This is a genomic window from Streptococcus sp. NSJ-72 (genome assembly GCF_014334035.1).
Taxonomy (GTDB): Bacteria; Bacillota; Bacilli; order Lactobacillales; family Streptococcaceae; genus Streptococcus; species Streptococcus constellatus.
In genome coordinates, this window is record NZ_CP060489.1 from 1,347,657 (window position 1) to 1,374,600 (window position 26,944).

Annotated in this window: 23 protein-coding genes and 1 pseudogene; 3 read left to right on the plus strand and 21 right to left on the minus strand. The window is 38.1% G+C overall.

All coding sequences use genetic code 11. The features are described from left to right. Positions 1 to 152: 152 nt before the first annotated feature. From H8787_RS06595 to H8787_RS06640, 10 genes and pseudogenes are all read right to left on the minus strand, one after another. Positions 153 to 950 (minus strand): formate/nitrite transporter family protein, encoded by a 798-nt coding sequence (locus H8787_RS06595; RefSeq protein ID WP_187327722.1) that lies wholly within the window; start codon positions 948 to 950, stop codon positions 153 to 155. A 175-nt stretch (positions 951 to 1,125) separates the two neighbouring features. Continuing rightward, the gene (locus tag H8787_RS06600; protein WP_187327723.1) at positions 1,126 to 1,833 is read right to left on the minus strand and encodes a glucosaminidase domain-containing protein; all 708 of its coding nucleotides are present in this window, start codon (positions 1,831 to 1,833) and stop codon (positions 1,126 to 1,128) included. A 324-nt stretch (positions 1,834 to 2,157) separates the two neighbouring features. Next, on the minus strand, positions 2,158 to 2,745 hold the full coding sequence (gene yihA, locus H8787_RS06605) for a ribosome biogenesis GTP-binding protein YihA/YsxC (RefSeq protein WP_003068868.1): 588 nt from the start codon (positions 2,743 to 2,745) through the stop codon (positions 2,158 to 2,160). Positions 2,746 to 2,757: 12 nt separating this feature from the next. Further along, complete coding sequence (gene clpX / locus H8787_RS06610) at positions 2,758 to 3,990, minus strand: ATP-dependent Clp protease ATP-binding subunit ClpX (RefSeq protein ID WP_003068865.1); 1,233 nt, start codon at positions 3,988 to 3,990, stop codon at positions 2,758 to 2,760. A 53-nt stretch (positions 3,991 to 4,043) separates the two neighbouring features. After that, positions 4,044 to 4,217: a hypothetical protein gene (locus H8787_RS06615; protein WP_003024903.1), complete on the minus strand. Its 174-nt coding sequence runs from the start codon at positions 4,215 to 4,217 to the stop codon at positions 4,044 to 4,046. Continuing rightward, positions 4,217 to 4,729 carry a dihydrofolate reductase gene (locus H8787_RS06620; RefSeq protein WP_039677162.1) on the minus strand — a complete coding sequence of 171 codons (513 nt, stop codon included), beginning with the start codon at positions 4,727 to 4,729 and terminating at the stop codon, positions 4,217 to 4,219. The genes H8787_RS06615 and H8787_RS06620 overlap by 1 nt, the downstream gene beginning before the upstream one ends. A 284-nt stretch (positions 4,730 to 5,013) precedes the next feature. Next, complete coding sequence (locus tag H8787_RS06625; RefSeq protein ID WP_187327724.1) at positions 5,014 to 5,853, minus strand: thymidylate synthase; 840 nt, start codon at positions 5,851 to 5,853, stop codon at positions 5,014 to 5,016. A gap of 85 nt (positions 5,854 to 5,938) precedes the next feature. Then, positions 5,939 to 7,156 (minus strand): chloride channel protein, encoded by a 1,218-nt coding sequence (locus tag H8787_RS06630; protein ID WP_187327725.1) that lies wholly within the window; start codon positions 7,154 to 7,156, stop codon positions 5,939 to 5,941. Between the two features lie 15 nt (positions 7,157 to 7,171). Then, positions 7,172 to 7,435 carry a chorismate mutase gene (locus H8787_RS06635; protein ID WP_006267865.1) on the minus strand — a complete coding sequence of 88 codons (264 nt, stop codon included), beginning with the start codon at positions 7,433 to 7,435 and terminating at the stop codon, positions 7,172 to 7,174. A 38-nt stretch (positions 7,436 to 7,473) separates the two neighbouring features. Further along, positions 7,474 to 8,315: pseudogene (locus H8787_RS06640) on the minus strand (phosphate ABC transporter ATPase). Between the two features lie 296 nt (positions 8,316 to 8,611). On the opposite strand from H8787_RS06640, the gene H8787_RS06645 reads away from it, so the two are divergent. Further along, a complete protein-coding gene (locus H8787_RS06645) occupies positions 8,612 to 10,126 on the plus strand; it encodes a helix-turn-helix domain-containing protein (RefSeq protein WP_187327726.1) in 1,515 nt (504 codons plus the stop codon). Positions 10,127 to 10,299: 173 nt separating this feature from the next. Here H8787_RS06645 and H8787_RS06650 read toward each other — a convergent pair whose 3' ends face one another. The 6 genes from H8787_RS06650 to H8787_RS06675 all read right to left on the minus strand — a co-directional run bounded on the left by H8787_RS06650 (position 10,300) and on the right by H8787_RS06675 (position 14,665). Further along, the gene (locus H8787_RS06650) at positions 10,300 to 10,935 is read right to left on the minus strand and encodes a Pr6Pr family membrane protein (RefSeq protein WP_006269395.1); all 636 of its coding nucleotides are present in this window, start codon (positions 10,933 to 10,935) and stop codon (positions 10,300 to 10,302) included. 8 nt (positions 10,936 to 10,943) lie between these two features. Beyond that, entirely contained in the window at positions 10,944 to 11,282 is a 339-nt protein-coding gene (locus H8787_RS06655; protein WP_006269403.1) for a zinc ribbon domain-containing protein YjdM, read from the minus strand. Between the two features lie 139 nt (positions 11,283 to 11,421). Beyond that, the gene (locus H8787_RS06660) at positions 11,422 to 12,318 is read right to left on the minus strand and encodes an RluA family pseudouridine synthase (protein ID WP_187327727.1); all 897 of its coding nucleotides are present in this window, start codon (positions 12,316 to 12,318) and stop codon (positions 11,422 to 11,424) included. Continuing rightward, the gene (lspA, locus tag H8787_RS06665; protein ID WP_070669139.1) at positions 12,296 to 12,769 is read right to left on the minus strand and encodes a signal peptidase II; all 474 of its coding nucleotides are present in this window, start codon (positions 12,767 to 12,769) and stop codon (positions 12,296 to 12,298) included. Before lspA ends, H8787_RS06660 begins: the two co-directional genes overlap by 23 nt. Next, complete coding sequence (locus tag H8787_RS06670) at positions 12,766 to 13,674, minus strand: LysR family transcriptional regulator (RefSeq protein ID WP_003068831.1); 909 nt, start codon at positions 13,672 to 13,674, stop codon at positions 12,766 to 12,768. The genes lspA and H8787_RS06670 overlap by 4 nt, the downstream gene beginning before the upstream one ends. Positions 13,675 to 13,810: 136 nt before the next feature. Next, complete coding sequence (locus H8787_RS06675) at positions 13,811 to 14,665, minus strand: GNAT family N-acetyltransferase (protein WP_048800099.1); 855 nt, start codon at positions 14,663 to 14,665, stop codon at positions 13,811 to 13,813. A 106-nt stretch (positions 14,666 to 14,771) separates the two neighbouring features. On the opposite strand from H8787_RS06675, the gene H8787_RS06680 reads away from it, so the two are divergent. Beyond that, positions 14,772 to 15,029, plus strand: coding sequence for a metal-sensitive transcriptional regulator (locus H8787_RS06680; protein ID WP_003068825.1), 258 nt, complete (start codon positions 14,772 to 14,774; stop codon positions 15,027 to 15,029). Positions 15,030 to 15,674: 645 nt separating this feature from the next. Continuing rightward, positions 15,675 to 16,163 carry a prolyl-tRNA synthetase associated domain-containing protein gene (locus H8787_RS06685; RefSeq protein WP_187327728.1) on the plus strand — a complete coding sequence of 163 codons (489 nt, stop codon included), beginning with the start codon at positions 15,675 to 15,677 and terminating at the stop codon, positions 16,161 to 16,163. A 135-nt stretch (positions 16,164 to 16,298) separates the two neighbouring features. Here H8787_RS06685 and H8787_RS06690 read toward each other — a convergent pair whose 3' ends face one another. From H8787_RS06690 to rpmA, 5 genes are all read right to left on the minus strand, one after another. Then, positions 16,299 to 16,595, minus strand: a complete 297-nt coding sequence (locus H8787_RS06690; protein ID WP_003024965.1) for a rhodanese-like domain-containing protein — start codon at positions 16,593 to 16,595, stop codon at positions 16,299 to 16,301. Further along, positions 16,585 to 18,240: an FAD-dependent oxidoreductase gene (locus H8787_RS06695; protein WP_187327729.1), complete on the minus strand. Its 1,656-nt coding sequence runs from the start codon at positions 18,238 to 18,240 to the stop codon at positions 16,585 to 16,587. Before H8787_RS06695 ends, H8787_RS06690 begins: the two co-directional genes overlap by 11 nt. A gap of 22 nt (positions 18,241 to 18,262) precedes the next feature. Next, a complete protein-coding gene (locus H8787_RS06700; protein WP_003068816.1) occupies positions 18,263 to 18,568 on the minus strand; it encodes a rhodanese-like domain-containing protein in 306 nt (101 codons plus the stop codon). A gap of 192 nt (positions 18,569 to 18,760) precedes the next feature. Continuing rightward, complete coding sequence (locus H8787_RS06705; protein WP_187327730.1) at positions 18,761 to 26,305, minus strand: mucin-binding protein; 7,545 nt, start codon at positions 26,303 to 26,305, stop codon at positions 18,761 to 18,763. 335 nt (positions 26,306 to 26,640) lie between these two features. Then, a complete protein-coding gene (gene rpmA, locus H8787_RS06710) occupies positions 26,641 to 26,934 on the minus strand; it encodes a 50S ribosomal protein L27 (RefSeq protein WP_003032879.1) in 294 nt (97 codons plus the stop codon). Positions 26,935 to 26,944 lie beyond the last annotated feature (10 nt).

Below are 26,944 nucleotides of genomic sequence, written 5' to 3' on the forward strand. Positions count from 1 at the left end.
TTGTTGGCGGATACAGTCAAATTGCATGCCTTTTATTATGGCAACAGATTTTAATTCTTTCTTTTTTTGAAGCAAATAAAAAGAAGAGAAACGTTTCCATCCTCTTCTTCTACTTTTTTGAACACATATTTATATGCACGAACGGTCTATTTTCAATCTACATAAGTAGTTTCGTCTTTATTTAAAAAAGCATAGGACAAACCAATCAAAAGCCCTCCACCAATCCAATTAGCTAAAAAAGTAACACTAAAATGCCTTAAAATATTTAAAAGATTAAAAACCTCTATTTGCCCAGCAATTTTATTAAAAGTCACTAAAGAAAATGATGCAAAATTAGCTGCCAAGTGCTCATTGGTCAGAAAAACAAACATATAAATGGCAGAAATCACAATCAGAATTTTTGCAGTTGAATTTTTCAACAACAAATAAGATAGAATTGCAATATTAACAAAAATATTGGCAACAATCCCTTCAAAAATGACGAGCTGATTAGGACGAGACAATTTATGCTCTGCTATCCCAGCTAGAAAACTCTTTGATGTGAGATGAGTAAATTCACTAGTTTGATTAAAGATAAAACCAATAAAAAGAGCGCCTACTAAATTAAAAAATGTACAATATAGTAAAATGAGCAAAGCTTTTTTCCAATTTATCTTCTTCAAAAAGGTTCCCGCCGTTAAATACATCATATTTGAAGTAGTTAATTCAGCATTTAAAAAGAGAATGTAAACTAATCCCCAAGCAAAAATAAACGGAAAAACAAAACGTCCAGTCCCAGAAGCAAATCCATTCATTAGGTCTGCTACAATAACTCCCGCCGCTGTACTCAATGTTAAAAATGCCCCTGCAAACATCGAACGAATTGCATACTTCGCTTTGCTCCTGTTAAATAATTCTTCCTTTTTGTGACACGCATATTCAATTTTTGAAATAAATAACGATTCTGACATTCTCATCTCCCCTTGTTTTTTGTCATAAAAACGATGTGTTCATTATATCACAAACTTTTAGTTATGGGAAACGTTTTCTTTATAGATCCATAAAAATAGACGAATAAACTAATTTCATCACCGAACAAAAAAGATTGGGATAAAAATCCCAATCTCTCTCATCTAATTACAAATATTATCGACGACGATTCGCCCAAGCAACATCCAAATTTAACACTTCCTGTGTTGTATATTGTTGACGATAAGGATTGTAGACCTTGTTAGATGCTGTAGCGCTAGTTGTTTGCGTACCTGGTACATCGTATTGTGTCAAATTATACTGTTGAATCAAATTATTTAGCTTGACGTTATAGCTTGTATCCGTCGCATAAATCCCTGTCAAAGCTGCTGTCGCATTCATATAACTGGTCGTATTACTCTTCCAAGCATAGGTATAGCAACTATGCTTTAAAATTGCTACATAGTCTTGCAAAGATTCAAAATAACTCGGATACGATCTAAACTCTGCATTGATCTTATAAGTATTTCCTTTCCCATCATCTTCTAGCGTAGGCATTGTAGCAGATTGACCAGCGTATTGACCTTTAATTCCAAATAAATTGTGATGAGGGGCAGCTGATAAAGCAGAACGTCCAGAATTGCTTTCCAAAATGGCCTGTGCAATCATAACGGAAGCATATAAATCGTTTGCTTGACCCAATTGACGAGCAGTTTCACCAATTTGTGAAATAAACACTTCTGTTTGGGTCAAGGGACGTTGGTAAGCCTCATCATTGGCACTAGCTGGGCGAATTTGCTTGGATAAAACTGCACTAACTAATAAAGTAACAGCCACCAAAACCAGAACTGTTAAAACTTTTTTTTTCAATTTTTTCTTTCTCATAGTTCATTTCTCCAGTATAATATATGTTTGATTATAACATAAAATCCTCGTTACTTAGTTACAATTTGGTGACAGATTCATTATAAAGGCGATAGAACAGAACTAAAAATTTTTACTTTTTCGTTCGTAGTTCCAGTTCCGCGAAAATGATTAGAAACTTTTTGAAGTCTAAAAGACAAACAAAGTTGAGACTTGCTTCGCAAGTCCTATCTGCAACCTCAAAGCAGTGCGTTGAGCAATCAGCTACCGTATCACGTGTCAAAAGATATTTCTAACGAAAAAGCAAGACCGGGATTTTTTGTCCCAGCCTCTTTTCTTTCATTCCTAAATTTTTTCCAAAATCGCATCCCAAGCTGCATCTAAACCATCTTTGTTTACAGATGAAAAAATAAGAAAATCATCATTTTTATCAAAATCTAACCTTTTTTTAATGACCGATTCATGCTTGTTCCATTTACTGCGTGGAATTTTGTCTGCTTTTGTAGCTACAACGATGACGGGTATCTCATAGTATTTTAGAAATTCATACATTTGCACATCATCTGCACTTGGCTCATGCCGAAAATCCACTAAACTTACAACTGCTCTGAGATTTTCCCTAGTCGTCAGATACTCCTCAATCATTCTACCCCACTTAGCTCGTTCTGTCTTAGAAACTTTGGCATAGCCATAGCCTGGGACATCTACAAACCGAAGTTGATTGTCAATGTTGAAGAAATTCAGCAGCTGCGTTTTCCCTGGCTTACCAGAAGTTCGCGCTAAGTTTTTTCGATTTAATAATGTATTGATAAAAGAAGATTTTCCAACATTGGATCGCCCAGCAAGAGCAATTTCAGGAATCTCATCCTGAGGATAATGAGATTTGTTGGCTGCACTCAACAAAATTTCCGCATTGTGCGTATTAATTTCCATACAACACCTCGCTTAAGCTGTTTCTAATATCGGTTTATCTGTTCCATCAACTGCTTCCTTGGTAATCCGCACTAACTTCACATTTTCTTGACTTGGTACTTCAAACATGACATCCATCATGGTTTCTTCGATAATCGAGCGCAAGCCACGAGCACCTGTCTTGCGTTCAATGGCTTTGTTAGCAATCTCTTGGAGAGCATCATCATCAAACTCTAATGTAACATCGTCATAAGAAAGAAGCGTTTGATATTGTTTCACTAAAGCATTCTTAGGCTCACGGAGAATTCGCACCAAATCATCAACAGTCAAAGGCTCAAGCGCTGCAAACACAGGCAAACGACCAATCAATTCAGGAATAAGCCCAAATTTTTGAATATCTTCGGAAATAATTTCTTGCATATAAGAACTATTTTCATCAATGGCTTTGTTATTTTGACCAAAACCAATGATCTTTTCACCTAGACGTTGTTTGACGATTTCTTCAATTCCGTCAAAAGCACCGCCAACGATAAAAAGAATATTCTTGGTATCCACTTGAATCATTTCTTGCTGTGGATGTTTGCGACCGCCTTGTGGAGGTACACTAGCTACAGTCCCTTCAATGATTTTAAGCAGAGCTTGCTGAACGCCTTCACCAGAAACATCACGAGTAATAGAGACATTTTCGCTTTTCTTTGCAATTTTGTCAATCTCATCTACATAGATAATGCCACGTTCTGCACGTTCAATATTGAAATCTGCCGCCTGTAAGAGTTTTAAGAGAATATTCTCAACATCTTCCCCGACATAGCCAGCTTCCGTCAAAGCTGTCGCATCTGCAATCGCAAAGGGAACATTTAGACTTTTCGCTAAAGTTTGAGCAAGAAAAGTCTTACCAGAACCAGTTGGACCAATCATAAGAATATTGGATTTTTGTAATTCGACATCATCCTCTTCTTCACGATTATCGTGAAAATTGATACGTTTATAGTGATTGTATACAGCAACAGCCAGCGCTCGCTTTGCACGATCTTGCCCTATTACATAGTGATTTAAAATGTTAAGCAATTCTTGTGGTTTTGGTACTTCCGACAAGTCTGCCAAGACTTCTTCTGCTAATTCTTCTCTAATAATTTCTTGTGCTAATTCCACACATTCGTTACAAATAAATGCATTATTTCCTGCAATAATTTTTTGAACTTCTTCTTGACTTTTACCACAAAAAGAACAATAAACCATCATTTCGCTCGTACGATTTGTAGGCATCTTTCACTCCAATCTATTCATTACAATTTCTTTTTCGTTCGTTTAGTTATTTATTATTTAAATAAGGTCATATAAAAAGCATGAATACTATTCACCAAATTTGTAAAAGCATTCAGCCAAAAGAGAACTGATAATCCATACCGCTTTTTACGAAAAGCCTGTGTAGCCGCCATGACACAAACGACACACAAAAGAGCCGTAAAAAATCCGAAAATACTACGTTCCATTACGACTCCTTTCTCTGGAAGGTTGTTACAGTAAAATCATACTCATTCTTTTCGTCTTTGGCATAAAATTGACGAGAACACTCCTGAAATTTCGTCATATCAAACTCTTTCGGGAAATAGGTATCTCCTTGTAAACTAGCATGAATACGTGTCATAACTAACTCATCAATGAAAGGCCCAAATGCAGAAAAAATTTGACCACCACCAATAATATAAAGCTCTTTTTCCTGCATCTCATACCATTTTAGAACAGAAGTGACATCGTGAAAGATCAATACATGCTCATTTTCTACTTGATACGACTTATCTCTTGTCAAAATAATCGTAGTACGATTAGGCAACACTCTACGGTTCATCCCGTCAAATGTCACCCGACCCATTAAAATAACCTGTCCAGTTGTTGTTTCTTTAAAATGCTTAAGGTCAGCTGGTAAATGCCAAGGCAATCTATTGTTTCGCCCAATCAAGCCATCCTCATCTTGTGCCCAAATAGCTACAATTTTCTTCGTCATTCCTTCATCCTTTGAATTGATAGTTCTATTTTATCAAATTTCAGTAAAAAAGGCTGATTTTAACTATCAAATCACCAGACAATTTATATTTGCCTTTGGAAAATAGTTAAATAAGCCTCTTCGTTTATTAGTTTTTGAAAAAACATAATAAGTCTGGTGAAACTCAGCTTTCTGTGAATTCTTTTTATTTACATTCTGGGAGGCAACTGGAATTGCATAGGAAGCAAAACCAATTTGTATCAAAATAATAAACTTTTTACATTCAGAGAAATTTTGTTTCATTATCAAATTGCTAAATCAAATTTCAACTGTGGCTTAACAGGGTCATAATTGATCAATTCAAAATCTTCTGCTTTAATGTCAAAAAAGTTGGTTCCGTCTGGGACATTCAATACTAATCGTGGCAGGCAATCCGTCGGTTCACGTCGAAGTAATTCTTCAGCCTGTTCAAATTGATTATCATAAATGTGCAAATTATTGACAAAATAAAAGAATTTGCCAACTTTCCACCCAAAATGCTTAGCAATCATCATTTGCAATGCGACATACTGCATGGCATTGATATGGTGAGCTACCAACATATCATTTGAACGCTGTGTCAGAGTTGCATCTAGGTAGATTTCACCATCTACACGTCGGACATCAAACATGGTCTGAAAAGCACAAGGTAATAATCCTTCTGTTTCTTCAAAAGCTTCATAGTCCCAAAGTGAGATAATATTTCGACGATTCCAAGGATTCATCTCCAGCTGTTTTAAAATTTTATTGATAATATCATGTTTTTTAACAACAGCACCATATCGCTCACCAATAGTGCGAGTAGTTCCTACTTCCCAATCATTCCAATAATGAACATTGTATTTGTTTTCTAAAACTTCTAAGCTATTGGATTGATCTTGATAAATCCAGAGGACTTCTTTGATCGCTGATTTGATAGCAATCGGACGAAGCGTTGTGATAGGGAATTCTCCCTTGCTCAGATCGTACTCAGCAAAAGAACCAGTGATATACTTAGAATTAGCAACTTTCCCGTTTTTATAGCGCGGACGTGCATTTTCAGAAAAAACACCTTCATATAAAATTCTTCGAATATTTTCTTTTAAAATGGTATCTGCTTTTGTCATGACTTCCCTTTTCTAATCTTGCTTTTTCTAGTATAACACAAAATAAAAATCTCCTACAAGTTAAAACCTCATAGAAGATTATTTTTCAATATCGAATTTTTTGGGCTCCATAAATCGAATATTGTCGGTGAAGACTAAATGCCACGACACAGACTATGAAAAAATATGGAAAATTGCTAAAACCAAACACCTCACAACCAATCAGAATCGGTCCCAAGAAAGTAGAGGTAGCACTTCCGAAAACTGCAGCATAGCCTAGCGCCGCAACCAAGCTAACTGGAAGACCAAATAAACCTGCCAGTAGAACGCCTAGACTTGCCCCAATGGCAAAAAGCGGTGTCACTTCTCCACCTTGAAAACCTGCTGATAAAGTCAAAACTGTTAGAAGTAATTTAAAGAACCAATCATATAAATAAATAGATTGTCCAGCAAAACTAGCCGTAATTAAATTTGTTCCAAGCCCTGAGTATCGACCTTTATCCAACAATAAAAAGACAATACTTAAGACAATTCCCATCACCACGATTCGTTTGTAGGGATTTGGAAAAATAGTTGCCGCTTTCTTTTTACTCCACAAGAGAGCATAAGCAAATACATTGCCACAAAGTCCAAATAAAACTCCAAGGAGCACTAATTTAATAACAAGTATTGGAGATAATCCCAAATGAGCAGAAATTGGTTGCATAAATTTTTCAAGACCTAACGCATGTGATGTCCAAGCAGCAACGAGAGAGGCTATCATGGCAGGATACAAAGCAGTCAGCTGCAAGTTTCCTACAACCAAGACTTCCATCGCAAACAAAACTGCAGCCAGTGGCGTTTGAAATAGCCCAGCAAAACCAGCAGCCATTCCTGTAACTAAAAATACTTTTGAAGTATTAGGAGTAGAAAAGTTTTTGCAAAACCAGTGAGAGACTGTGGCACCTAATTGTACTGCTACTCCTTCTCGACCGGCCGAACCACCAAAAAGATGCGTCAACCAAGTCGTCACTATAACAAGAGGGATTAAGCGCTTGGGAATGTGATTTTCTACACCATGACCAACTTCAAAAATCAAGGCCATTCCTTTGCTACTTTTCCCACCATATTTCTGATAGAGAAATACAATCACTAATCCTGCAAAAGCTAAAAAAGGAATCAAATAAAGGGAATGCAAGATGCGGACTTCACTTAAAAATATAAGCGTTCGCCCAAATATCGTATCAATAGTTCCAATTACTAGTCCCATAAGAATGGACAATACCGTAATAGCTATCACTTGATTTCCGATATTGACCCACTTTAACCTATGAATTTTTTTCATTTTATCATTCCTATATTAGATATGCCGCTCTTGATAAGCACGTGAATGTTTTAAAATATCTGAAAAAGTCTGCACAAGGGTATCTTCATACTGTTTTTCCTGCACACTATTTGCAACTTTCTCTAAAATAATTTGCTCACGCTGAGTATCTAATACTGCTTTCCCAGTCTGACGTTTGTAGAGAGCTACCTGGCTCACTAACGCCATTCTTTTTTCTAACAAGGTAATCAAGTCTACATCTATTTGATCAATTTCTTTTCTAATTTCTGCTAAATCCATAGCTGCCTCCTAATTACTTTCTATCTTATCAAAATCTTTTACAATATGCTAGTGGTCGTCCTATCTCTACCATCTAGCTCAAGCACTTTTTCATATACCTTATCATTCCATTTTACCAGTCCATCGTTTTGATAATCTAAATAATGAATCCTGTTTTTAAATAATTTGGAATAATACCTTCAAATTCCTTTTTATTTTGACTTGCAATAATGCAGACACAAAGACTGAGATCTAACAATACCTCATCTTTCACTTTTGCTGCATGATAACCATCAAATACATAGCCCTTTTGATTCACAATAGTTTCATACCGGAAATGAAAACTAACACCAGGTACGAAAGCTTCTTCCAGATCGACTTCCGTGGGATTTCTTTCTAGCAATCGTTCCATTGCTAACCTATAACCAGATGTCGTATTAGACCACCCAAACATGACATAGTAAAAATAATCCGCTGGATCACCTGCTGCATTTCGTTTATCGTTCACAAGCTGTTTACCAGCCAAACCAAAAGCCTTCGTGGCAGACAATAATTTCCCACTTTTCAAAATCTCCTTAGCAGTTTCTATAGTACAAGTATGGCTGAGATGGTTGGAAGTTACACATTTACCGTCTACATTAAAAGTGCCTGCTTCTCGTTTATCCCTCGGAATAAATGGAAACTTTTCCTTGCTATTCTCTATATAAGAGTACACTTGGTGTTGCAAAGCAATATTTTCACACTCGATTTTGGTCGTTCTACCATACATTTTTTCATATGCCACGAACTTGGCAATTTTTTCCAATTCCCATTTGTTAATTTCAGGATAATCTACTAAGGCAAAATAGTAAGTGCCATTCCATTGAAGACTAAAATCATTTTTACAAATTTTTAATTTCATAGAATACCTTTTCACATTTATAATTGCTATGCTTATTATACATCTATATACTAAAAAATTGATAAGAGATTTGATTCAATGGTTGAAAAACTCATTTTATATCGTAAAATACTAAAATAGAATATATGTACATTTTTTCTCAATTGAATGCAAAAATACTTACTTAAAATGAGACAAACCTACTAAAATAGCGCCCTTTTAACCTCAATGACTCCAAACGATACTCATAACGCCCCTTTTCTTTAAAATCTTAGTTGACAAGCCCTTTCCTTGTATGGTAATTTTAAAAATCGTTTATGTTAGATAAATATTTGGAAGAATCAATTTTAAATAAAGCAACCATTTTACAAATCATTCTAGAATTTCAAACGATTGATATTGAGCAACTAGCACAACTCACTGAATTTAGTGAAAAAATCATCTATCAACATCTAGCAGAATTGAAAGAGGAATTCAATGATTTATTTTATCTGAAAGTTTTTGCGAACACAGTTCACTTAGACCTGATTACAAAAATCAATCCTTCCATCTGTTTTCATCGGATTTATCAAAGTTCAACCTTTCTCCACCTTTTGCGCTACTTCTTACAAGAAGAAAAAGAGAGTTTCATTTGCTTTATCCAAAAAGAGTACATCTCCCGTGCAACTGGCTATCGAATACGTGATAAGTGTTTGGACTTTTTGAAAGAAGTTGGGTTATCTTTAGACAGATACCAAGTCATTGGACCAGAATACCGTATTCGGTTCCTTATCGCTTTGCTGGAATATAAATTTGGCATTCATCTGTATGAAATTAAAGAAAAAGAGTTAAAACTCGTTTATCAATGGATTCGTTCTTCCAATGCCCACATCTCACAAGAAGCCTTCGAAGCAGCTACAGAAGAAAGTCGCTTCTTTTCTATTCTCGTGGTGCTAATGTGGAAACGAAAGAATTTTCCTGTGGTTCTACCTGCCTCACAAGAGCTAGAAAAACTAAAAACGCTCCTTGTCTATCCAAAACTGATAACCTTAACCAAGAAAATTTTGGAACCTGCCCTACAAGTGATGTTTACACCGACAGACTACGATTATCTATTTTTAGCCTATTGTACTACCCCTAATCCTTTCTCTAGAGACAAATGGTTGGAACACGATCGCGATACAGCTCTTGATATTATCATGAAACAAGGAATGTTACTGCCGCTCATCCAAAAATTTCGCTTATTATTTGGAGATGAGCTGATCGATTCTCAACCATTTAGGATTGTCATGCTCTTCTTTATGAAGCCTTTTATCTGCAATTTACAAAGTTTGGTTCCCAATTCTTACATTTTCCAATATGACCACCGCGGATTGTTTGACCCACTCTATCTCCTCTTGAGCCCACTTGTCAAAGAATGGATGAAAGAGGTGGGATTGACAGGTGAAGTATACAAGTACCACATTTATCATGTGACCATTCAACTAAGGGAGTTGATTTATGCCAATATGGCACCTATTTCTTTGTATATTTTTGCAAGTAATAATGCCGATGTAACGACTTTAAAGAATGCTTTTTCAAGAAATATTCCTCCTTCTATTACTCGGATTGTGGTAATTGACTTTTTGAATAGTTCGCTCCATTTACAGGATCACGAAGAAACAAATATAATTGTAGCAGACCAACATATTTCAACTTATATCAAGAGCTTATTTCCAGATAAGGAACACATTCTTATCAATTTCTCGATGAATTTTTATGATATTCATTACCAGCATATCTATGAAGCTATTTATAAGTTGAGAAAAGAACGCTATCAGGAATATATCAATGGGTTGAAAAAGTTACTTTAATCATCATTAGATGGAAACAGAGTAATGGTGTTTACTTTATGAACTGTCCTCAACAAAATGAAGAGCTTAATTTTTCAGCGCCAGTAGTAATTAAGGCAAGAAAAAACCTGAAAAAGACGTTCAAAAAGAAAGTTTTTTTCAGGCAAGTAGACAAATTTTGCTGTTTCAAGTATTTAAGAAGACCCTTTCCTATGTGAGGATAGGGACATAACTCCGTAAAGCAGAAAGCTCGCAAGCAAATAACCAATAAAAATTTTGATTGACCACTGTAAGACATAAGACCAGCCATATTTTGGGATATTTAGAAAGAAGTAAGCAAATGGACTGTCTTTAGCACCTGGAATAGGCCACTTGAGAACCAAACCATTAAACAGGGCAAAAGCCATGTAAAGTAGAGGCACACTAGTCCAAGCAATGGGATCAAACCAGCGATATTGCAAACGTTTATCAAAAAGCACAGTATCCGCTAAAAACCATAACGGTACAATGTAATGACATAGGAAATTTTCCAGTCGATAAAAATCAGTCGCTAACGGAGCAAGCAGAACATGATAGATGACACAGGTAATCATGATACACATAGTGACACCGCCTTTAATCCGAAATAGTGTCTTCGTTTGCCAGCGACTTTCAGAACGCGCCATTAGATACAGCAAATAAGCTGTGAAAGCTGTTACGATAATGTTGGACAAAACAGTATAATACATAAGCATGCCAAGACCGCCATGCTTTGTAATTTCAAGATATACTCCCACAAACCCTAAGATAAACAATATCATGCGGCTATAAAAAATTACATTTCGTTTCATTACTGACCTCAGATTTTCTTAACAAATTCTGACTTAAGTTTCATCGCACCAAAACCATCAATCTTGCAATCAATATTATGGTCGCCTTCTACAATCCGAATATTTTTCACGCGCGTTCCTTGTTTCAAATCCTTTGGAGCACCCTTGACTTTTAAATCCTTGATGAGAGTAACAGTATCTCCGTCCACAAGTTGATTGCCATTTGCATCAATCGCTTTGATGCCATCATCTTCTTCATCGACTTCAGCCGGATTCCACTCATAAGCACACTCTGGACAAACTAATAGTAACCCATCTTCGTAAACATATTCTGACTGGCATTTTGGACAATTTGGTAATTGATTCATCTTCTCTCCTTGCTAATACTTAGAATTTATGACGCCTTCCCATTTTACTATAAAATAAAAAATTTGACAAATAAGAGAAAATGACTAATTTTTAAAAGAAATCTACTATCATGAGTTTACATATTTTCTTACTCTAATCTCATTTCAGTCCTTTTCTCAATGTAGCTAATGTTTCTTGGAAAACGATCGGCACTTCTGCTGTAAATTCCATGATTTTTCCCGTCTTAGGATGAGTAAATCCAAGCGTTCTAGCATGTAAGAATTGACCGTGCCCTTTTAGCGTTTTACGTGGTCCATACACGCCATCCCCTGCTACCGGATGACCAATGTAAGCCATGTGCACACGGATTTGGTGGGTACGACCTGTTTCTAATTGCAATTCTACTAAAGTATAATTCCCAAAGCGCTCTAAAACATGAAAACGAGTAATTGCTGGTTTGCCTTTAGCTGTAACAGCTTGCTTCTTGCGATCTTTTTCACTTCGCCCAATCGGTGCTTCAATAACGCCTCTATCATTCGGTAAATTGCCATGCACAATAGCCCAATACTTCCGTAGAGATTTTTTAGTTTTTAATTCATCAGCCAGCTTGATATGGGCATCATCGTTCTTAGCAATCATAAGTAAGCCTGATGTATCCTTATCAATCCGATGGACTATTCCAGGTCGCAAAACACCATTGATGCCAGATAAATCCTTGATATGATACAGGAGGGCATTGACCAGCGTACCGCTCGTATGTCCAGCGCTTGGATGTACCACCATCCCTTGAGCCTTATTTACGACTGCAACATCTTCATCTTGATAAACAATATCCAGTGGCAGATCTTCTGCAACGTATTCCATCGCTTCAGGTTCGGGCAATTCGTAAGTAATCACGTCACCCGCCTTAACGGCATACTTTGCTTTCTTCACTTGTCCATTGACTAAGATTTGCCCACTTTTGATTTGTTCATTAGCAAGGCTGCGGGATAATGGTGTCAGATTAGCAAGCGCCTTGTCCAACCTTATACCACTAATTTCTACCTTTACTTGCATTGTCTTCTTCCTTTAACATCATCACTACTAACACCATCACACCAATCGTCAGATAACTATCCGCTACATTAAAGATTGCAAAATTTATAAAATCCAGCTGAAACATATCCACGACAAAGCCTTGGCGCATGCGGTCAATAAAATTTCCAATCCCACCTGCAATAATCAAACTCAAACTAGACAGTAACCAGACAGAACCTTTGATGTGCTTGCTCAAATACCAAATAGCTGCACCAATCACCACTAAAGTAATCACCGCAAACAACCACTGCTGGTTTTCTAAAATTGAAAATGCCGCACCTGTATTTCGCAAATAAGTCAAACTCAAAATTTTTGGAATAAAGGACTTTACTTCACCTAATTGAATGTTTTTGACAATTTCAAATTTTACCCATTGATCCAAAGCAATTAAGGCTACAATCACAATTGGCACCATCACTTTTCGTTTCATTTTTTACCTCTTTTTGCAAAATATTTTTCCATAACAGCAACAAAAGCTGCACCAATTGGTGAAAGCTCTACTTCTTCACGTTTAACATAAACCATGCGATTTTCCAAGTTGTCTTGTAATCGAATCACCGTAATGCCGTTTACGCTATTACTATCCAAAAATCCAGATCCTGTTGCATAAGCATCCGTCCGCTCTAAAATGCCATTCAAAGTGGCACGATCAGTTACATTAAACATCTGAGAACTGGCACTAGTATCCACAAAATTCTCTGAATAATAGAGATATTCATCCTTTTCCTGTGTAAAACGAACTGTCGGCAGATCTGTCAAATCTTCCATAGTAAGCTCCTCTTTCCCAGCTAAGGGGTGATCTGCCCGTAGATAGATATGTGTCTGAAAAGGAATCAAATCTATCACTTCTAGTCCCAATTTATCAATCCGCTGCATCATTCCTTTAGTATTTTGATTGTTCAGATAGATAATGCCAATCTCACTATGCCCCTGCGCCACTTCATCTAAAATCTGCACTGTTGTGGATTCAAAAATTCGGAAATTCTTATCTTTTGGATAGCGTTTAGCAAATTCCGTTATCAGAGGCGGTAAGAAATCATAGTGCTGGCTAGCAATGGAAAATTCTGCTTTTTCTTCCTCTGGATTGGCGTATTGATTTTGAAATACATCAAATCCCTTGACCAATTCTTGGGCTTTTTCGTAAAATTCCATCCCTCGACGTGTCAGAAATGTGCCACTGCTCGTTCTATGAAATATTTTAAAGCCCAATTCTTTTTCTAAATCTCGAACTGCAATGGACAAGCTCGGCTGGCTGACATACATTTTCTCAGCTGCTTCACGAAAGGTGCCACTGTTGGCAATCGCTACAACATAACGCAGTTGTTGAATATTCATGCTTTTATCCTCTTTTAAATGTTTTATCATTATACCATAAATCAAGGCATAACTAAACCGTCATACACTAAAGATTCAATAAAGGCGTTCTCCTACTTTCCCTAGAATAACATTCTTGACACATCTTTATCTCCTCTTACTTGCTGACATAGGCGACTTCTGTCATCACTTGAAACCCTAATCGTTGGTAAAGTTTGTAAGCTCCTGCATTTTCCTTGTCTACCACAATTTGGAAATTTAAATCATTCCGCTCATACATGTCATTCATTATTGCCGACATAAGATAAGAGCCTAGTCCTTGTCCCTGTAGCTCTTTTTTCACTGCTAGACCAAAGAAAAAATTGAAATCTGTGCTCATATCAACAGAGCAAGATGCAACGATTTGCCCGTCTTTTTTCAATACAAACAAAAGAGTGTTATTATCTAAGATAGCTTCACGTGCATAAGTGCGGCTGCTTTCTAAAGGATTTCCAAACGCTTCTGCTTGGAAAGTTGCAATCTCTTCGACCAAGTCCAAATCTGCCAAAACAACTTCTAAATCCGCTCTCTTTTCTAAAGCAAATTGTCTGCGCGGCTGCTCCAGCCACAACTCAGCATCTGTTATGTGAAATTGAAAATGCTCTAAAAAATTCGGGTGTTTGGTCAAAAAAGCTGTTTCTGTCACATAGTCAACTTCGGATAAATTGTATTGTGTCGCTACATTTGCAAATTCGCTTAGCAAGGCACGAGCAATTCCTTTGCGCCGATAAGCAGGTATCACATAGAGCGAAACTTCAGCTTCTTTCGGTTCATCAGCATAAACGAATAAATAACCTACTAACTTAGCGGCTTCATAGGCTAAGAAAAAAGCAGGCATATCTTTATCTACGTTGTAAGTCGTATCAAGATAGGGGGTACGATAAGTTCCATCTAGCTGATGACAATCTCTCGTAATTGCTAACAGTTGTTGGCGTTCTTTTTCTGTTACATTATTTCTTTTTACAATATTCATCACTTTTCTCCTTAACTCTTTCATTATACCACAAAGAAAAAGCGGCTACTTTGACAAAGGAGACTATTCAAGATATAATGTAAAAAAATACACAGAGGACAAGAACATGACAAACTCAAAGCTTATTACGCGACTAAAACGCTCCGAGGGACAATTACGTGGCATTCAAAAAATGATAGAGGAAGAACGCGATTGTGCAGACGTTATCACCCAATTAACCGCTGTTCGCTCTAGTGTCGAGCGTGTCATTGAGTTGATGATTACCGAAAATCTCACCGAATGCCTCAACCATCCTTTGGACGATCCTAAAGCTCAAAAAGAGCGGCTAGAAAAAGCCGTCCAATACTTTATCAAACGAAAATAATCTCAGTAGTTTTCTTCGCTTGCTGAGGTTTTTTTATTGACGTTGCACAGTAAAAGCGTTATTCTAACTATCACTTCTTTTTTAAAAAATAGAATTGATCTATTGAGCAAAGGGAGCATCCGCCCGGCTGATGGACGAAACTCGTTTCTAGGTAGACTGTCCGCCCGGCGGAAAAAGTCAACTTGTTGTCAGGCAACGTTTCAGCCCGGCTGACAGAACAAACTGATTTCTAAGCAAGCCGTCCGCCCGGCGGACAGGGCAAATCTGTTTTTAGGCAAGTCGTCAGCCTGGCGGACAAAGCGAACTTATTTCTAGGCAAGCCGTCCGCTCGGCGGATGAAGTGAACTTGTTTCTGGGCAAGCCGTCCGATCGGCGGATGAAGTGAACTTGTTTCTGGGCAAGCCGTCAGTCCGGCGGACAGAGCAAACTTGTTTCTAGGCTAGCTGTCAGCCCGACGGATGAAGTGAACTGCTTTTAGGGCAGGCTATCGACCCGATCGACGGAGTGAACTGCTTTTGGGGCAGACTAGCGACCTGATCGACGGAATGGACTGCTTTTGGGGGCAGGTTGCCAACCATTGAAAGAAAAGTCCTCCTCAATATGGTATAATAAGAGTAATAAAACAAATCAAAGGAGGCAAGTAAAATGGACTTATACACAAAAGTGGAAGAAACCCTAAACAAACTAAACATTCCATTTGAAATCGTAGAGCACGAACCAGCGCTTACGACCGAGCAGGCAGACAGCTTTATCAAAGGCATTGAAGGTGTCCGCACCAAAACCATGTTTCTCACTAACAAGAAGAAAACCGCCTACTACTTGCTCATCATGGACGACAAAAAACGCTTGGGCATGAACTTGTTTAAAGAACTGGTCGGAGCCAATAAAATCCGCATGGCATCATCTGATAGTCTATTTGAAAAAATGATGTTGCCAGCAGGTGTTGTTTCTCCTTTTGGATTGTTAAACAATGTAGACAAAGATATTCAAGTCTATTTTGACAAAGAAATCATGTCGGAAAAACGAATGAGTTTTCACCCCAATACCAATGAAAAAACACTCTTTTTAGACACAACGGACTTACTCAAATTCCTAGAAGCTATTGGTTATGAGCCACATATTATTGAGTTATAGGTTGGACAAAAACTCAATTTCTAGTCAAAATGAAGCAATGAACAAGAAAAAGCTTAAAATCAACGTTTTTGATAACTTGATTTTAAGCTTTTTACTATTTTTGGAAGGTTTTTATTCAGTTTCTTTTCTCTTTCCTTATTCCACCTCGCCATGCCAGAAATTCATGCCCCCAGCTACATTGGTTACATCAAATCCTTGCGCACTTAAAAACTGACACGCAGCCGCAGAACGTGCGCCAGATTGGCAGATGACATAGTATTTCTCCTGCTGGCTGAGTTGTTTGTAGCCCGTCTCAAAAGTGCTTAATGGCAGATTTTTTGCCGTCGGCACGTGTCCCATTTGAAACTCATAATCTTCTCGCACATCAAGAATGGATAAGATTTCTGTCTGATATTTTTTATAAAATTCAGGCATGCTGATGCTAGTTTCCATATTCTACCCCCTCTGGTTTTACCATTTTGTACAAGGCAAAGGCGCCGTCTAGATTTTGAACAGAAAATCCTGCTTGTTTGAGAATGCGCTCGGCAATATAGCTACGAAGTCCACTATGACAGCTCACAATATAATCCTGCGACTTGTCTAACTCTCCTAAACGCTCACGCAATTCATTTAAAGGAATGTGAACCGTATCCACTTTCAAACGACCTTGTTGAAGCTCACTGGCCGTCCGCACATCTAGGAACTTCTTACCAGCAGCTAGTTCATCTTCCAATTCATACCACTGGATATTGTCGCTCAAACCTTCTACCAAGTTTAAGGCTGCATATCCCAGCATATTGACCGGATCTTTAGCAGAGCCAAACGGTGGCGCATAGGTAAATTCCAACTCTGGCAAATCAAAAATGGTTAGATTACCTTTAATAGCCGTTGCCAAAATATCAATCCGCTTATCAACGCCTTTTTTCCCAACACCTTGTGCACCATAAATTTTGCCACTTGTTGGCTCAAAGAGGAGTTTCAAGGTCACATCAGTCGCACCCGGATAGTAGCCAGCATGATCCTTACCACTGACATGAATAACTTGATAAGGCAGGCCATTCATACGAAGAATGCGCTCGCTCAGCCCTGTTGAAGCTGCCGTCATGTCAAATGCCCGAACAATAGCTGTACCAATGCTGCCTTTATTCTTTCGAGCTACTCCAGCAATCACATCCGCAACTTGACGACCTTGACGATTGGCAGGCGAAGCCAATGAAATCAGTGCATCTTCTCCTGTAATCTCTTGCTTAACCACAATCGCATCGCCGACTGCATAAATATCAGGTTGACTGGTTTCGTAACGCTCATTGACTAAGATACCGCCACGCAATCCCAGCTCAATACCTGCTACCTGTGCTAAAGCATTCTCTGGTTGCACCCCGACAGATAAAATGGTCACATCAGAAGCAATTTTTTGCCCATTCTCCAGCACAATGACCTTTCCCTTGTCCTCAAACCGTGTAGCAGACTGAGAAGTAACTACTTGAATGCCGTTTTTCAACAATTCAGCCTGAACAAAAGCAGCCATTTCTTCATCAAGCGGTGGCAAAACATGCGGTGCTTTCTCAACAATTGTCACATTCAAACCACGCTTACGAAGATTTTCTGCCATTTCAAGCCCAATGAATCCAGCACCAATCACCACAGCTTCTTTTGGTTGTTTTTCTAAAGCCAACATAATCTCATCTAGGTCAGGAACATTACGTAAAGTATAGGTATTTTCAGCTGTTTCCAAACCTTCAATTGGAGGCACAAAAGGCTTTGCCCCCGGAGATAAAATCAACTTATCATAACTCTCTGTAAATTCCTTTCCGTCATGCCGAACCGTCACTATATGTTGATCTGGTGAGATAGCCGTCACTTCATGGAAAGGTCGCACATCTAAACGAAAGCGTGCCTTTAAACTCTCAGGCGTTTGCACTAACAAGTCTTCCCGCTCAGCAATTTCTCCAGAAACATAGTAAGGCAGACCACAGTTCGCAAAGGAAACGAATGGCCCCTTTTCAAAAATAATAATCTCAGCGTCTTCTTTTAGCCGTCTTAAACGCGTCGCTGCAGACATTCCACCTGCAACTCCACCAACAATGATAATTTTCATTCAACTTCCTCCTTTATCACTTTTAAACAACTTTTCCAGTCCAAGCACTCATACCGCCTTGAACATTGACAACATCGTAGCCTTTTTTCTTTAGCTTTTTGGCTGCCATTTTGCTCCGCACACCGGAATGGCAAATGACATACAGTGTTTCATTTGTTGCTGGCGTGTATCTTGCGATTTCATTGAGTGGGACATTCTTCGCACCCTGAATATGACCATTTTGATATTCAGACGGTGTTCGTACATCTAGCAGTTGAATTTTCTTTTTTAATTTTTGTTCCAATTCACTTGTAGAAATACTATCTATTTTCGTAAATAAGTGAAACATAAGCACCTCCATTTATACCCTTATGGGGTATATTAAACCATGAAGCCTTTCTTTTGTCAAGCATATTGTTTCAATCTTTTAACAAAAAAAGGAAGCTTCACAAATCAACTATGCCAAGTTGCTTGTAAAGCTTATCCTTTCTATCGAATGATTCAACCTTTAGTTTACTTTTATATGTTTACAAAAGGTTCATCAATCTTCTTTTTTACAACGACCAACTAAACCTAAAGCTGATAAAAGTAAACCGATACCTGTCAGCATTGTAAGAGTTGAACCATCTTGTACATCACCTGTACTTGGTAAAAACTTTTCTTTCGCTGAAGCTGGTTTGGTTGGAGGTGTTTGTACAACCGTCAAAGTTGGAGGTGCTGGTTTGTCCGAGACTGACGGAACTACTGGAGGTGTTGGCTTGTCTGGAGTCACTGGATTCGCAGTGTAATGCACATCCTTGACAATATCCTCTTGAGTGACTGTCTCTGATGGAACAGTCGCAACATCTACCCTATAACCTGGAATCACTGGGGATGGCACAGCGTCATAATTAGTTTTGTCACTGGTCCAAGCTGTAGCCGAAACTTCAGTACCTGTGATCTTATCTTTCGTTACTGTGCGTGTCCACGTTGCTGTTTGTACATTATTAGCTGGCGTTTGACTACCCGCTCCATGATAACGAACTGTCAAACTCACTTTCTTGGTTTCTTGGATATCAGTTGTGCCATGCTTCAAGTGAACCGTTACGTTTTGATCATGACTGCTATCAAGGTCGAACTTAGCTGGAAGTGGGTCTTTTGAAACCAATTCATAGCCTTGGGCCAGATAAGCATTCACAATTGAATCATATTTTGCTCGTGCACTATCTGAAAGAGGAGTATCTGAATCTCCGCTAGTCAGCACTTCCTTATCTTTCAGCGTTTTATGAGCAGTATCATCAATGATGGTGTAAGTCACTTTTTGCTTATCAGCTTTATAGGTAACTGTAACATGGATATCAGAGTGAGCAGCGGTAATAGTTACTGCATCAACTTTTGATTTATCTGGTGTATAACCATCAACCGTTGGAGAAACCACTTCTGAGAAAGTACCTATTGAGGGAGTCCATACCCCCTCTTGAGAGATTTTCCCAGTAACTAAATCTTTTGTATTCGTACGTTTAAAGTCTAATTTTTGGACTTTAGGAGTAGCTGCTTGGTCACCATTTTCATAAACATACTTGATGGTCTCTGTGACAGTCTTTGTTTCTTCAACTGGAGCTGTCTTATGACGTAGATGAACTTCAAATTTTTGATAAGTAGTATTGTAAGTTACACCATCTGCTGGATAATTATCTGAAACTAATTCATAATTTTTATCTGTATATTTTTTAATTGTTTCAGTTGTTCTGTAAGCATCCGTTGTATTATAATCACCAGTTAATTCTTTTGTTTCAAGAGTTGCACCCGTCGTATCATCTATATAGCGAACTTGGGCTTTTTCTTGATTAGCTGTATAAACAACTGTCTTTTCGATATCATCGCTGTCACCTGTAATCCCCTCTACTGCTGCAACAATTGGCTTATCAGCTGTATAACCTGTAATCGTTGGGGAGGTTACTGCTGCGAACGTTCCTGTAACCGGAGACCAAGCTCCTTTAGTGGAACGTTTTGTCACTTCATCTGTTTTCACTTCTCTAGTAAAAGTCAATGAAGTACTACGACTTGGGCTTGCTTGGCTACCATTCTTATAAACATAATGAATGGTTTCTTTAACGGTTTTAATCTCACTAGATGTTGTTACCTTGTGTTTCAAGTGAACCGTCACGTTTTGATCATGACTGCTATCAAGATCGAACTTAGCTGGAAGTGGGTCTTTTGAAACCAATTCATAGCCCTGGGCCAGATAAGCTGATACAACCGTATCGTATTTCCTTTGCGCTGCTGCTGGAAGAGCTGCATCCGACTCACCAGTCGTTAATTCCACTTGGTTTTCTAGAGTCGTACCTGTTGTATCATCAACGACCGTGTAAGTCACTCGTTGCGTTTGGATAGTGTAATGCACATCCTTGACAATATCCTCTTGAGTGACTGTTTCTGATGGAACAGCCGCAACATCTACCCTATAACCTGGAATCACTGGGGATGGCACAGCGTCATAATTAGCTTTGTCACTGGTCCAAGCTGTAGCCGAAACTTCAGTACCTGTGATCTTATCTTTCGTTACTGTGCGTGTCCACGTTGCTGTTTGTACATTATTAGCTGGCGTTTGACTACCCGCTCCATGATAACGAACTGTCAAACTCACTTTCTTGGTTTCTTGGATATCAGTTGTGCCATGCTTCAAGTGAACCGTTACGTTTTGATCATGACTGCTATCAAGGTCGAACTTAGCTGGAAGTGGGTCTTTTGAAACCAATTCATAGCCCTGGGCCAGATAAGCTGATACAACCGTATCGTATTTCCTTTGCGCTGCTGCTGGAAGAGCTGCATCCGACTCACCAGTCGTTAATTCCACTTGGTTTTCTAGAGTCGTACCTGTTGTATCATCAACGACCGTGTAAGTCACTCGTTGCGTTTGGATAGTGTAATGCACATCCTTGACAATATCCTCTTGAGTGACTGTTTCTGATGGAACAGCCGCAACATCTACCCTATAACCTGGAATCACTGGGGATGGCACAGCGTCATAATTAGCTTTGTCACTGGTCCAAGCTGTAGCCGAAACTTCAGTACCTGTGATCTTATCTTTCGTTACTGTGCGTGTCCACGTTGCTGTTTGTACATTATTAGCTGGCGTTTGACTACCCGCTCCATGATAACGAACTGTCAAACTCACTTTCTTGGTTTCTTGGATATCAGTTGTGCCATGCTTCAAGTGAACCGTTACGTTTTGATCATGACTGCTATCAAGGTCGAACTTAGCTGGAAGTGGGTCTTTTGAAACCAATTCATAGCCCTGGGCCAGATAAGCTGATACAACCGTATCGTATTTCCTTTGCGCTGCTGCTGGAAGAGCTGCATCCGACTCACCAGTCGTTAATTCCACTTGGTTTTCTAGAGTCGTACCTGTTGTATCATCAACGACCGTGTAAGTCACTCGTTGCGTTTGGATAGTGTAATGCACATCCTTGACAATATCCTCTTGAGTGACTGTTTCTGATGGAACAGCCGCAACATCTACCCTATAACCTGGAATCACTGGGGATGGCACAGCGTCATAATTAGTTTTGTCACTGGTCCAAGCTGTAGCCGAAACTTCAGTACCTGTGATCTTATCTTTCGTTACTGTGCGTGTCCACGTTGCTGTTTGTACATTATTAGCTGGCGTTTGACTACCCGCTCCATGATAACGAACTGTCAAACTCACTTTCTTGGTTTCTTGGATATCAGTTGTGCCATGCTTCAAGTGAACCGTTACGTTTTGATCATGACTGCTATCAAGGTCGAACTTAGCTGGAAGTGGGTCTTTTGAAACCAATTCATAGCCTTGGGCCAGATAAGCATTCACAATTGAATCATATTTTGCTCGTGCACTATCTGAAAGAGGAGTATCTGAATCTCCGCTAGTCAGCACTTCCTTATCTTTCAGCGTTTTATGAGCAGTATCATCAATGATGGTGTAAGTCACTTTTTGCTTATCAGCTTTATAGGTAACTGTAACATGGATATCAGAGTGAGCAGCGGTAATAGTTACTGCATCAACTTTTGATTTATCTGGTGTATAACCATCAACCGTTGGAGAAACCACTTCTGAGAAAGTACCTATTGAGGGAGTCCATACCCCCTCTTGAGAGATTTTCCCAGTAACTAAATCTTTTGTATTCGTACGTTTAAAGTCTAATTTTTGGACTTTAGGAGTAGCTGCTTGGTCACCATTTTCATAAACATACTTGATGGTCTCTGTGACAGTCTTTGTTTCTTCAACTGGAGCTGTCTTATGACGTAGATGAACTTCAAATTTTTGATAAGTAGTATTGTAAGTTACACCATCTGCTGGATAATTATCTGAAACTAATTCATAATTTTTATCTGTATATTTTTTAATTGTTTCAGTTGTTCTGTAAGCATCCGTTGTATTATAATCACCAGTTAATTCTTTTGTTTCAAGAGTTGCACCCGTCGTATCATCTATATAGCGAACTTGGGCTTTTTCTTGATTAGCTGTATAAACAACTGTCTTTTCGATATCATCGCTGTCACCTGTAATCCCCTCTACTGCTGCAACAATTGGCTTATCAGCTGTATAACCTGTAATCGTTGGGGAGGTTACTGCTGCGAACGTTCCTGTAACCGGAGACCAAGCTCCTTTAGTGGAACGTTTTGTCACTTCATCTGTTTTCACTTCTCTAGTAAAAGTCAATGAAGTACTACGACTTGGGCTTGCTTGGCTACCATTCTTATAAACATAATGAATGGTTTCTTTAACGGTTTTAATCTCACTAGATGTTGTTACCTTGTGTTTCAAGTGAACCGTCACGTTTTGATCATGACTGCTATCAAGATCGAACTTAGCTGGAAGTGGGTCTTTTGAAACCAATTCATAGCCCTGGGCCAGATAAGCATTCACAATTGAATCATATTTTGCTCGTGCACTATCTGAAAGAGGAGTATCTGAATCTCCGCTAGTCAGCACTTCCTTATCTTTCAGCGTTTTATGAGCAGTATCATCAATGATGGTGTAAGTCACTTTTTGCTTATCTGCTTTATAGGTAACTGTAACATGGATATCAGAGTGAGCAGCGGTAATAGTTACTGCATCAACTTTTGATTTATCCGGTGTATAACCATCAACCGTTGGAGAAACCACTTCTGAGAAAGTACCTGTTGACGGAGCCCATACCCCCTCTTGAGAGATTTTCCCAGTAACTAAATCTTTTGTATTCGTACGTTTAAAGTCTAATTTTTGGACTTTAGGAGTAGCTGCTTGGTCACCATTTTCATAAACATACTTGATGGTCTCTGTGACAGTCTTTGTTTCTTGAACTGAAGCTACCTTATGACGTAGACGAACCTCAAAGGTTTGAAGGGTTTCATTGTAAGTCACACCATTTGTTGGATAATTGTCTGAATAAAGTTCATAATTTCGATCGGTATACGTCTTAATGGTTTCAGCTGTTCGATAAGGATCAGTCTGCCCATAAAAACCATTCAAATCCTTCGTTTCAAGCGTTTCCCCTGTTGTGTCATCGATATAAGTTACCTTTGCACTAGCTGGATTAGCTTTGTAAACGACTGTCTTTTCGATATTAGCACTGTTAGCCGTAATATTGTCAACTGCTGGAACTTCCGCTAAGTCTGGAGTGTGACCTTTGATTGCTGGTGATGTTACGGCTGCAAAACTTGTTCCATTTTCTGCTGTCCAGTCCCCAGTTGTAACATTTGTAACTAAATCGGTAGTTGCTGTTCTGGTGAATTTTAATTCAACAGTATAAGTTGGAGCTGCTGTAGCACCATCTTTTGCATAAATATATTTAATGGTTTCTTTAACTGTCTTAGTCTGAGTTTCAGTTTTAACTTTATGTTTTAAATGAACTTCAAAGGTTTGAAGCTTATCATTATATTTTACACCATCTGCTGGATAATTATCTGAAACTAATTCATAATTTTTATCCGTATACTTTTTAATTGTTTCAGTTGTCCTGTATGGATCCGTAGTGTTGTAATCGCCAGTTAATTCTTTTGTTTCAAGAACTTTATGATTGTCATCATCATCAATATAAGTCACCTTAGCGTTAGATTTATTAACAGTATAGACGTAATAAAAGACTTGATCAGAACTATTAAAAGCTATCGATTGATTTCCTGTTAATTGGGTTCCTTGTATAGAAGGAATTGACTTAGGCGTAGTTACAAGTGTATAACCAGGTATATTTTGCGGTTTAGCAGTATAATTAGGTGACTGTGTATGTAATGTTCCTCCTGGATAACCATATTGATAATTTTGTGTCGCAATTTGGTTCCCAGCTGTATCTACATACTGTACAGTTATTTTTGTTTGCCCTTGTGAGCGTGCATTAGACGGCTTAGTAGTAGCACTAATCTTTTCTGATTTAATTTCATTTTCAGTTCCATCATCATTTACACTATAACTTTTGGAATTACCAGTAATCGTATTATTAATCGAGGAATCCGCAAACATAAGTCGAGTCGAATGCCCTGTACCCTGAATAGCAGATGTTTTAGCTAAAATAGAATTTACTTTAGCATTCACCACATCAGTCCTATCAATTTCCTGATATCGATCTCCAAACGTTCCATAATCATCTGCAGGATGAATATCATGATAAGTCGTCGCACCTTCACCAATCATTTTACCTAAGTTAGTGGCAATAGTGTAGGTACCATCACCATTATCAATGACAACTGAAGAATTTTTTCCTGCTTTCTTTAATGCCTTTAAAATATCTGCATCTGTTGATTTAGGTGGAAGAGTAATTAACTTATTTTCATTTTCGTTAGTAATTGGTATAGATGTAGATGTATCATTCTTAACAAGGTATTTACCATCTTCACTAATGGCTAAAGTACTAGTGATGCGATGAGGCTCTGGCTTTATTTTAATAATCTTTGAACCATTTTCTAGTTTTATGCGATGAATAGTGATGATATCTCCCTTGGGAATATTTGTATTTCCTGGTGTTTGACCATCACTAGATAGCATGTTGTTATAATAGTTTGCATCACCAGTTGAAGTACCTATTTTGATTGAATTTGCCGCATCACTACTAGCACCGTTGTACACAGCAAAATTTCCCTCAGATTTAGGAAATGTTCTCTGTACAGGTTTAAAAGTAAAAGTTGATCCGTTAATGTTCAATACAATATTATTTTTACTTTTTTGAGCCGTAAATTTGGCACCATTTGCAGCACTAAAATTAACATTAACCGTTTTTTCTTGCCCCTTTGAAAGTGATGCAAATTCACTATTCAATGTAATCTCATAAGCAAGATCGTCTTTTTTAGAAAAATCAAATTTGATAGTTCCAACACCAGGAATCGTTTCTGCTGTCCCAGAGCCAAGATTTGCATAATAAGCAGCATAAGCGTTATTTTCCAGTTTGACTGGAATCCGAATCTTATCTCCAGCTTTCAGCGTTCCATCCTGCTTAATTTTAAAAGTCATTTGAACCTTTTCGAAAGAAACTTCTTGAGCAGGTAGGGTTTTCGTATCTCCCGCATTCATAACTGTTCCGTCTTTTGTCGTAACTGTTACTGAAAAGTTTGAAATATGAGAAGAAGATTCTGCGACACTTCTACGGGTACGTGCCGCTCGTGTTTTAGGTATTGTGCTTTCAACAATTGTTTCGTCAGACTTTGGCGCTGTGTTTTCAGGAGTTGTTCCCTCAATATTTGGAGTTTTAGCTGATTTTGAAGATTCTCCATTTGTTGACAAACTACCATCGCTTGACATTGATGAATTCTCTGACGGAGCACTTTCTGTACTAGAATTTTGAAATTCTGAGGCAGTCTGAGTACTACTCACGCTTGTATTTTCTACTCTTGAAAAACTACTAGCTGAAGAAGCTTCTGTTACCGTTGATGATGTAGTAGTAGATACTTTTTCTGTCTTTGCATCCTCTGTGGGAGCAGAGACACTTGTAACTTGACCGCTAGTACTGTTTTGCTCTTCAGCATAAGTCGTTTGACTTCCTCCTACAATTCCATAAAGAGCTAGAGTAGCAATAGCAATGGAAACCAGACCGACATTCTTCTTCCGCAAAGAGAATTTATCTCGTTTCCCATTATAAAGTTTAAAACTTTTCACCTTGTGCATTCCTTTCGTCGTGAAATATTCATACAATTTTTTATTTAGGAAATGGATTGGTAACAGACTATATAAAACTGTTATCAATCCTTAAAAAATTGAATAAACCTACATATTATATTATACTTTGCTATTCCGAATAATTCAACTAATATTATTATAAAATACATAAAAAACATATAAAAAATGTAGTCAAAACAAAGATAACTGCAAAAAATTTACAGCTATCTTAGAATATAGATGATTTATAATTATTTTATGTATACTTTCTCTTCTTTTCAGATTACCAGCTTCAAAAGAAAGGCCCACACCATAGGTGTAAGGGTCTTTACATTTTATTTCGCGATTGGATAAACAGAAACTTGTTTTTTATCGCGACCTTTGCGTTCAAAGCGTACAACGCCTTCTACTTTCGCGAACAATGTATCGTCTCCACCACGGCCAACGTTAACACCTGGGTAGATGTGAGTACCGCGTTGACGGTAAAGGATAGATCCTCCAGTTACAGTTTGTCCGTCAGCTGCTTTAGCTCCAAGACGTTTTGCTTGTGAATCACGTCCGTTTGACGTTGAACCTCCACCTTTTTTGTGGGCGAAAAGTTGCAAGTTTGCAAGATTCATTTTTAACATAGTGTTTTTC